Here is a 7,539-nt window from a genome sequence, read left to right on the forward strand (position 1 = left end):
GTCCACCGCCCCGCCCGCCGCGCCGGCCCCCGCCGAGCACCTGGGCCACGGCCTGCGCACCCGGCACCTGACGATGATGGGGCTCGGCTCCGCCATCGGCGCCGGGCTGTTCCTCGGCAGCGGGGTCGGCATCGCGACCGCGGGCCCGGCGGTGCTGGTGTCCTACGCGCTCGCCGGGGTGCTCGTCGTGCTGGTCATGCGCATGCTCGCCGAGATGGCGTCCGCGCTGCCCGCGAGCGGGTCGTTCTCCGTCTACGCCGAGGCGGCGCTCGGTCGCTGGGCCGGGTTCACGCTGGGCTGGGTCTACTGGTTCACGCTGATCATGGTGCTCGGCGCCGAGGTCACCGGCGTGGCCCGGATCGTGACCGGCTGGGCGCCGGGCGTCCCGCAGTGGCTGGTCGCGCTCGTGGTGGTCGCCGTGTTCGCCGTGGCGAACCTCGCGGGCGTGCGCAAGTTCGGCGAGCTCGAGTTCTGGTTCGCGCTGGTCAAGGTCGCCGCGATCGTGGTGTTCCTGGTGCTCGGCGTCCTGCTCGTGCTCGGCCTGCTGCCCGGGACCGACCCCGTCGGGACGACGAACCTGCTGGGCCACGGCGGCTTCGCGCCGGCGGGGGTCGGCGGCGTGGCGGCGGGGCTGCTGGTCGTCGTGTTCGCGTTCGGCGGCATCGAGATCGTGACGATCGCCGCCGCCGAGGCGCGGGACCCGCAGCGCGCGGTCGGCCGGGCCACCCGGACCATCCTGTGGCGGATCCTGCTGTTCTACGTCGGCTCGGTGGCGATCATGGTGCTCGTGCTGCCCTGGGACGCCCCGGTGCTCCAGGAGGGCCCGTTCGTCGCGGTGCTCGACGTGGCCGGGCTGCCGGGCGCGGCGCGGGTGATGGAGGCCGTGGTGGTCGTGGCGCTGCTCTCGGCGTTCAACGCCAACGTGTACGCGACGTCCCGGATGGCCTACTCGCTGGCCGCCCGCGGCGACGGGCCCGCGGTGCTGCGCCGGGTGTCCGGCCGCGACGTGCCGTGGGTCGCCGTGCTGGTGTCGGTCGCGTTCGGCGTGGTGGCCGTCGGGCTGAACTGGGCGCTGCCGGACACGCTCCTGGGCATCCTGCTGAACGCGGTCGGCGCGGCGCTGCTGGTGGTCTGGGTGCTCGTGGCGGTCGCGCAGCTGCGGCTGCGGCCGCGGCTGGAGGCGGAGGCGCGGGCGCGCGGGGAGGAGCTGCCGCTGCGGATGTGGGGCTACCCGTGGCTGACCTGGGCGACGCTCGCCGCGCTGGCCGGGCTGGTGGCGCTGATGCTCGCGGACGGGTCCGCGCGCGGCCAGCTGCTCTCCACCGCGGGGCTCGTCGCCGTGGTCGTCGGGATCTACGGGGTGACGGCGCTGGTCCGCCGGCGCCGGGCGGCGACGGCCGCGCGGGCCTGACGCCGGGCGGCGCCGCGCCGGGTGCCGGGACGTGCCCGGCGGTCACAGCCCGAGCAGCAGGCTCGCCGCGATCGCGGCCATCACGAGGGCGATCACCCCGTCGAGCACCCGCCACGCCCCCGGCCGCGCGAACAGCGGGCGCAGCAGCCGCGCGCCGTACCCGAGGCCGGTGAACCACAGCAGGCTGCCCAGCACCGCGCCGCCGCCGAACCACCAGCGGTCGTCGCCGTGGGTGCCGGCCACCGAGCCGAGCAGCACGACGGTGTCCAGGTACACGTGCGGGTTGAGCCAGGTCAGGGCGAGGCAGGTGGCGACGACGGGCCACGCCCGTCGCGGGGCCTCGTCGCGGTCCTCCGCGGTGAGCGCCCCGCCCGGGCGCAGCGCCCGCCGGGCCGCCACGACGGCGTAGCCCAGCAGGAACGCCGCCCCCGCCAGCCGGGCGACGGTGAGGACGGCGGGGTGCCGGTCGACGAGCGTGCCCAGCCCGGCCACCCCGGCGGCGATCAGGACCGCGTCGGACAGCGCGCACACCGCGACGACCGGCAGGACGTGCTCCCGGCGAAGGCCGGTGCGGAGCACGAACGCGTTCTGGGCGCCGATGGCGACGATGAGGGACAGGCCGAAGGCGAGGCCGGTGAGCGTCGCGGCGAGGGAGGCGGGCACGCCGCCGACCGTAGGGCCCCGGCGCCGCATCAGTCCAACGACTGTGAGCGATGCAGCATCAGTTCTGCTGATGGGACCTCCGGCCCCCGCGGGACGCGCGCGGCTCGGTAGGGTCCCCGCATGGCCGAGGTCGACCTCCCGCAGCTCCGCGCCCTGCTCGCCGTCGTGGACGAGGGTTCGTTCGAGGGCGCCGCGGTGGCGCTGCACCTCACGCAGTCGGCGGTGAGCCAGCGGATCCGCGCGCTGGAGACGGCCGTCGGGCAGGTGCTGGTGCGGCGCGCCCGACCCGCCGGGGTCACGGCGGCGGGGGAGGTCTACCTCCGGCTCGCGCGCCAGGTGGTGGCGCTGGCCGACGAGGCGCACGCAGCGGTCACCGCCGGGGCGACCTCCGGGCGGCCGGTACTGCCGATCGCGGTGAACTCCGACTCGCTCGGCACCTGGGTGCTGCCCGCGCTGGCGCCGCTGGCCGACGAGATCGTGTTCGACCTGCACCGCGAGGACCAGGACCACTCCGCCGACCTGCTGCGCGAGGGCACGGTGGTCGCCGCCATCACCACGGCGGCCCGCCCGGTGCAGGGCTGCACGTCGCACCGGCTCGGCGTGCTGCGGTACCGGCCGATGATCGCGGCGCACCGGGCGGCGGCGCTGCTCCCGGACGGCCCGACGCCGTCCGCGCTCGCGACCGCCCCGCTCGTGGTGTTCGACCGCAAGGACGACCTGCAGGACCGCTACCTGCGCGGGCGCGGCGCGGACCCCGCCCTGCCCCCGCGGCACCACGTGCCGGCGTCGGCGGACTTCACCCTGGCGGTCCGGCTGGGCCTCGGGTGGGGCATGCTGCCCGACGCCGACGCGAGCGCGGGGGAGGCGGACGGGACGCTCGTGGACCTGGACCCCGGGCGGCACGTCGACGTGACGCTGCACTGGCAGCAGTGGACCGTGCGGACCGCGGCGCTGGAGCGCACCGGGGACGCGGTCCGGGCGGCCGCGGCGGCGTACCTGCGCTGACCCGCGGGCGCGGTCAGGTCTCGTCGAACACCGGGTGCCGGTGCGGCGGCTGCGGCGGGCTCGGGTGCTGCTCCACGGGGGGCTGCGGGCGCTCCTGCTCGGGCGCGGCCGTCGTGAGGTGCACCGGCTCGCCGTGGTGGTCGAGCCGCGCCTCCGCGCCCGACAGCAGCCGGTAGGCCACCACGTCGTGCCGCACGTCGACCTCGACCCGGGCGCCCGCCTGCAGCACCGTGAACGCGATGCGCGTCAGCCGGCGGGGCAGCCGGGGCGCCAGCCGCACGGCGTCGCCCCGCTGCCGCAGCCCGCCCAGGCCGACGACCAGCGCCGTCCACGCCCCGGCGAGCGCCGCGACGTGCAGCCCCTCGGCGGTGGACGCGCGCAGGTCGGACAGGTCGATGAGGGCGCACTCCCGGGCGTACGCGTAGGCCAGGTCCGGGTGGCCGACCTCGGCGGCGACCACCGCCTGCGCGGGCGCCGACAGCGACGAGTCCCGGACGGTGATCGCCTCGTAGTACGCGAAGTCGCGCCGCTTCTGCTCCACGGGGATGTCGTCGCCGGCCACGTGCAGGGCCAGCACCAGGTCGGCCTGCTTGGTGACCTGGCGACGGTAGAGCTCGACGAACGGGTGGTGCTCCTGGAGCGGGTACTGCGTGTTCTCCGCGGCGCCGAAGTCCCACGGGGCGTGCCGGGTGAACCCCTCGTGCTGCTCGGTGACGCCGAGCTCGTCGGAGTACGGCACGAGCATCCGGTCCGCCGCGCGGCGCCACTCGGCGCGCTCCGTGGCCGTCACGCCGAGCCGGGTCGCGACGTCGGGGTGCCGCTCGCAGGCGTCCGCGGCCGCCCGGAGGTTCTCCCGCGCGACGAGGTTGGTGTACGCGTTGTTGTCGACGACCGCGGTGTACTCGTCGGGGCCGGTGACCCCGTCGATCCGGAAGCCCTCGGGGGTGTGGTGGCCCCGGCCGGCCCAGAGCCGCGCGGTGGGCACCAGCAGGTCGACGGCGACGTCCCGGTCGAACACCGCGTCCCCCGTCGCGGCGACGTGCCGGGCCGCGGCGCAGCCGACGCCCGCGTTCACGTGGTACGCGGCCGTGCTGGCGGGCCAGTAGCCGGAGCACTCCCGGCCGCTGATGGTCCGCCAGGGGAACGTGACCCCCGGCAGGCCCAGCTCGACCGCCCGGGCCCGGGCCGCCGGCAGCGTGGCGTGCCGCCAGCGCAGGTGGTCCGCCGCGGCGCGCGGCAGCACGTGGTCGAGCACCGGCAGCACGAAGCACTCCGAGTCCCAGAAGGTGTGCCCGTGGTACCCCGTGCCCGCCAGGCCCTTGGCCCGGATGCCCGCGCCGTCCGCCTGCGCCGCGGCCTGCACCACCTGGAACAGCGCGTACCGGGCCGCCTGCTGCAGCTCGTCGTCGCCCTCGACCTGCACGTCGCCGCGCGCCCAGATCCCCGCGAGCTCGGCCTCCTGCTCGTGCCGCAGCCCGGACCAGCCCGCCGCGCGGGCCCCGCGCAGCTCGGCGTCCGCCCGGGTGTGCAGCGCCGCGGCGTCGGTGCCGCCCGCGTACGCGGCGAGCACCACGACCTCCACCGTCTGCCCGGCGCGCAGGTCGACGGTGAGCACCGCGCCGGCCGGGTCGTCGGTCGACCAGCGGGTCGTCGCGCCGTCGTCGGCGGTCACCTCGTGCGCGGTGCGGACCACCACCTCCCGGCCGGAGCGCTCGGCCCGCTGGTGCACCGCGGAGCCCTCGGGGTCGTGCCGGCAGGTCAGCGTGCGCACGCCCGGCTCGTGCGCGGGCGGCGCACCCGCGTGCGCGCAGCCCGGCACCGGCCGCGCGGTCAGCGTCAGGTCCGACTCCGCCCGGACCCGCCAGCGGGTCGCGACGACGCCGCGGCGGGTCAGCGGCACCAGGCGGCGGGTGCTGAGGACGACGGTGGCGCCGGTCGACGGGGCGGTCCAGCGCTGCTCGCGGTCGAGGACCCCGCGGTGCAGGTCGAGGACGCGGTCGTCGTGGTGCCGGTCGCGAGCGGCGGCGCCGTCGCCGGGGGCCGCGTCGCCGGGGGCCGCGTCGCCGGGTGCCGCGTCGCCGAGGGCCGCGTCGAGCGGGTCGCCGTCGACGGCCCAGCCGAGGGCCCACGCGTCGACGACGGGGACCAGCACCTCGTCCACAGCGGGGTCGGCGTACGCCCGCTCGGCGTAGGTGTGCGGCACCTCCTCGTAGACCGTGGCGAGCATCGTGCCGGGTCCCAGCCCGTGCCCGGGCCGCTCGGGCACGGCGCGCACGCCGAGGTAGCCGTTCGACAGCGTCAGCACGGAGGCGGCGGCCGCGGGGTGGTGCAGGTCCAGGCGGGACTGCCGGACGTGCCAGGGGTCGTCGGATCGGTGGAGCACGGGGTCACTCCACCACAGCGCGCGCGGCGCGGCGCGGGGAACGCCGCCCGGCTGCGTGGTCAGCCCAGCAGGTCGCGGAGGTCGTCGCGGGTGAGCGCGGTCGAGAACAGGTCCCCGTCGTCGAGCACCGCGTCGACCAGCGCGGCCTTGCGCGCCTGGAGCGCCACGACCTTCTCCTCGATCGTGCCCTCGGCGATCAGCCGGTAGACCAGCACCGGCCGGTCCTGGCCGATCCGGTGCGCGCGGTCCACGGCCTGCTGCTCCGCGGCGGGGTTCCACCACGGGTCGAGCAGGAACACGTAGTCGGCCTCGGTGAGGTTCAGCCCGGTGCCCCCCGCCTTGAGGCTGAGCAGGAACACCGGGGCGTCACCGGTGCGGAACTCGTCGACGACCTCGCCACGGCGGGTGGTCGAGCCGTCCAGGTAGACGTAGGGCACGCCGGCGGCGTCCAGGCGGTCCGCGGCGCGGGACAGGTACGAGGTGAACTGGCTGAACACCAGCGCGCGGTGCCGCTCGGCGACGACGTCGTCCAGCTGCTCCAGCAGGGCGTCCAGCTTGGCGGACGGGATGCCGGCCAGCCCCGGGTCGATCAGCGAGGCGTCGAGCGCGAGCATCCGGAGCAGGGTCAGCGACCGGTAGACGATGAACCGCTGCCGGTCCAGGTCGTCGATGAGGCCGAGCACCTTCTGCCGCTCGCGCTGCAGGTACCGGTCGTAGACGTCGCGGTGCGCGGGGTCGAGGGCGACGGTGAGGGTCTGCTCCTGCTTCTCCGGCAGGTCCGCGGCGACCAGGTCCTTCGTGCGGCGCAGCAGGAACGGGCGGATCCGGCGCCGCAGCCGGTCGAGCCGGCCGGCACGGAGCCGGGCGGCCGACTCGGGGAGGTCGCCCGCGCCGGGACCGGTCGCGATGCCGGCGTGCGCGTCCTCGATCGGCCGGACGTACTGCAGCGCGAACGTCGCGGCGGGCGGCAGCAGCCCGGGCGCGACCAGGTCCAGCAGCGCGTGCAGCTCGGTGAGCGAGTTCTCGACCGGGGTGCCGGTGAGGGCGAGCACGAACGGGGCGCCGAGGTCCTTCGCCGCCCGGTGGACGCGCGAGGCCGGGTTCTTCACCTGCTGCGCCTCGTCCAGCACGACACCCGCCCAGCCGACCGCCGCGTACGCCGCCGCGTCCAGGCGGAGCAGGGCGTAGGACGTCACGACCACGTCGGCGCCGGCGGCCACGTCGGCGAGCGGCGCCGGGCCGGCCGCCTGGGTCGCCTCGACGCGCCGGACGGCGAGCCCCGGGGTGAACCGGGCGGCCTCGGCGGCCCAGTTCGGGGTGACCGAGGTGGGGGCGACGACGAGGAACGGGCGGCCCTCGTCGTCCTGGCCGCGGGTCTCGACGGCGTGCTGCAGCAGGGCGAGGGTCTGCAGCGTCTTGCCGAGCCCCATGTCGTCGGCCAGGATCCCGCCGAGCCGGTGCCGCCAGAGGAACGCGAGCCAGGCCAGCCCCTCGGCCTGGTACGGCCGCAGGTCCGCCCGCAGCCCGGCCGGCACCGGCACGGGGGCCGGGGCGTCGCCGGCGGCCTCGGCGAGCAGCCCGCGCCACGCGTCCGGCGGCTCCGCCTCGTCGGCGAGCGCGGCGAGGTCCGCCCACAGGCTGGTCTGGTGCCGGCTCACCCGCAGGCCGGTCTCCCACTCGGCGAGCTCGCGCGCCTCGGCCACCAGGGCGGCCAGCGGCTCGAGCGCCGGGTGGTCGAGCGACAGGTAGGTGTGGTCGACCAGGCGCAGCCGCCGGCGCCCCCGCGCGAGCGCCGTGAACAGCGGCCCGAACGGCACGGTGCGGCCGTCGATCGTCACGGTCACGCCGAGGTCGAACCAGTCGGTCCGCTCGCTGGGCTGCGCCGTGACGGTGAGCACCGGGGCGTCGTGCAGCACCCGGTAGTCGGGGACGGTGCCGACCGTGTCGACCCGGACGCCCGGCAGCGCGGCGATGCGCGGGAGGGCCCCGGTGACGAAGTCGGCGGCGTCGGCGTCCCGGAGCGTGGCGGGCGGGGCGAGCGCCGGGCGGGCGTCCGTCCGCGGGTCGGGGCCGGGAT

5 protein-coding genes are annotated in these 7,539 nt (G+C 77.1%); 2 read left to right on the forward strand and 3 right to left on the reverse strand.

Features of this window, described 5'->3' with window-relative positions; translation table 11 throughout:
* Positions 1-1,411 (forward strand): amino acid permease (locus MHY85_RS19260; protein WP_374234136.1); only part of this gene is annotated, 1,411 nt, incomplete at its 5' end.
* Positions 1,412-1,453: 42 nt separating this feature from the next.
* Here MHY85_RS19260 and MHY85_RS19265 read toward each other — a convergent pair.
* Positions 1,454-2,104, reverse strand: a complete 651-nt coding sequence (locus MHY85_RS19265; RefSeq protein ID WP_255733733.1) for a LysE/ArgO family amino acid transporter — start codon at positions 2,102-2,104, stop codon at positions 1,454-1,456.
* A gap of 90 nt (positions 2,105-2,194) precedes the next feature.
* Between MHY85_RS19265 and MHY85_RS19270 the strand changes: the two genes are divergently transcribed.
* Positions 2,195-3,079, forward strand: a complete 885-nt coding sequence (locus MHY85_RS19270; RefSeq protein ID WP_239199664.1) for a LysR family transcriptional regulator ArgP — start codon at positions 2,195-2,197, stop codon at positions 3,077-3,079.
* Positions 3,080-3,092: 13 nt separating this feature from the next.
* Here the strand turns inward: MHY85_RS19270 and MHY85_RS19275 are convergent, their stop codons facing one another.
* Both MHY85_RS19275 and MHY85_RS19280 read right to left on the reverse strand, forming a co-directional pair.
* The gene (locus MHY85_RS19275) at positions 3,093-5,462 is read right to left on the reverse strand and encodes a glycoside hydrolase family 65 protein (protein WP_239199666.1); all 2,370 of its coding nucleotides are present in this window, start codon (positions 5,460-5,462) and stop codon (positions 3,093-3,095) included.
* A 59-nt stretch (positions 5,463-5,521) separates the two neighbouring features.
* Positions 5,522-7,539 (reverse strand): DEAD/DEAH box helicase (locus tag MHY85_RS19280; protein ID WP_239199668.1); only part of this gene is annotated, 2,018 nt, incomplete at its 5' end.

This window comes from Cellulomonas sp. ACRRI (genome assembly GCF_022346185.1).
GTDB lineage: Bacteria > Actinomycetota > Actinomycetes > Actinomycetales > Cellulomonadaceae > Cellulomonas.